Origin of the sequence: Streptomyces sp. NPDC002138, assembly GCF_040296485.1 — a bacterium.
GTDB lineage: Bacteria > Actinomycetota > Actinomycetes > Streptomycetales > Streptomycetaceae > Streptomyces.
This window is the reverse complement of sequence record NZ_JBEOXE010000167.1, coordinates 1-1,407: the sequence shown is the minus strand read 5'-3', so window position 1 is coordinate 1,407 and position 1,407 is coordinate 1. Positions and strand designations below refer to the sequence as shown.

Genomic DNA, 1,407 nt, shown 5'->3' with positions numbered 1-1,407 from the left:
CTAGTACTGCAACGGTGCTTGCTGTGACGGTTGGGCAGTTTCTGGTGGCGTGTGGCCGCGTCGTTTGTAGTGGCTGACACGTGCCTGGAACTGTCGTCGCCGGCGCCAGTGTGACCAGTGCAGGACGTGGTCGATGCTCGGGCGGGGCCGGGTGAGCCGGCTGATCAGGCGTCGGACTTCGGGCAGGCTCAGGGGTATGAGCTGGGAGGATCCGTTTCTGCTTTCCCGGCATCCTGTTCGCGGGCCCGCAGGACGGTGAGGCAGGCGTGGGCGGCCATGGCCAGGGTCATGTGGCGGTGCCAGCCGTCGTAGCGGCGGACCTGATAGTCGTCCAGGCCGCACTCCTGTTTCGCGGTCTGGAAGCATTCCTCGACCGCCCACCGGCTGCCCGCGATGCGGATCAGCTCGTCCAGTGTGGTTTCGGCCGGGCAGTAGGCGATGTAGTAAGAGATCTCCTCGGGCCGGCGGACACTTCGCCGGGCGATGACCCAGTGCCGGCGGTCCTCGCGGTGCCAGGGCCGGACCTCGACCCTCGCCCAGTCGTAGACCCGCGGGCCATGGGCCCCCATCCCGCAGGAACGACGCTTCCACTTCTGCCGGGGCAGGGCGGGGAACAGGTCGTGGACAGGGTGGTCGATCGCCCAGCGGGTGACGACCGTGTCGTGCCGGGTGGTGGCCATGACATGGAAGACATCGGCCTGCTCGAGCTCGGACCGCCAGCCCTTGGAGTAGCCGTAGGCGGCATCCGCGGTCACCCACCGGAACGGAATCCGGTCCGTGATCGCCCGGCGGACCATGGCCTTGGCCATCACCACCTTCGTCTCGAAGCCGATCGTGTCCTCAATGCCGGCGGCCCGGCACCGTTCCCGGTCCTCCGTCCACGAGACGGGCAGATACAGGCGGCGGTCGATCAACGTGCGGCCCCGGCCGCCGGCATAGGCGAGGAACACCCCGATCTGGGAGTTTTCTGTCCGCCCGGCGGTTCCGGAGTACTGGCGCTGGACCCCGGCGGAGCGGACACCCTTCTTCAGGAATCCGGTGTCGTCCACGATCAGCACCGCTTCCGGGTCGCCGAGATGCTCGACGACATAGTCCCGCACATCGTCCAGGACCTCATCGGCGTCCCAGTCGATCCGGTTCAGCAGCCGATGGATCCGGTCCGGACCCGCATGCCCGGCCTCCTCGGCAAGCGTCCACCCGTTCTTCCGCTCCAACGGAGCGATCAGCCCCCGCATATAGGCAAGAGCCGACTCACGTGGCTCCGACCTGGAGAAACGGTGCACAAACCGCTCATGCAAGGCCTTCAGTTCACCAGCCCACGACCGGGCAGCAGCAAGTTCCCCACCCATGAACTGAACAACGACCGACCTGCCCAACCGTCACGGCAAACACCGTTGCAGTACTAGG

The 1,407-nt window shown here is 66.9% G+C and carries 1 protein-coding gene; it reads right to left on the bottom strand.

What is annotated here, in order from left to right; genetic code table 11:
* Positions 1 to 188: 188 nt before the first annotated feature.
* A complete protein-coding gene (locus ABT084_RS37865; RefSeq protein WP_351054394.1) occupies positions 189 to 1,349 on the bottom strand; it encodes an IS701 family transposase in 1,161 nt (386 codons plus the stop codon).
* Positions 1,350 to 1,407 lie beyond the last annotated feature (58 nt).

Bases quoted from the DNA above. Each gene is read 5' to 3' on its own strand.
- ABT084_RS37865 (WP_351054394.1), bottom strand. From the start codon at position 1,349: ATGGGTGGGGAACTTGCTGCTGCCCGGTCGTGGGCTGGTGAACTGAAG.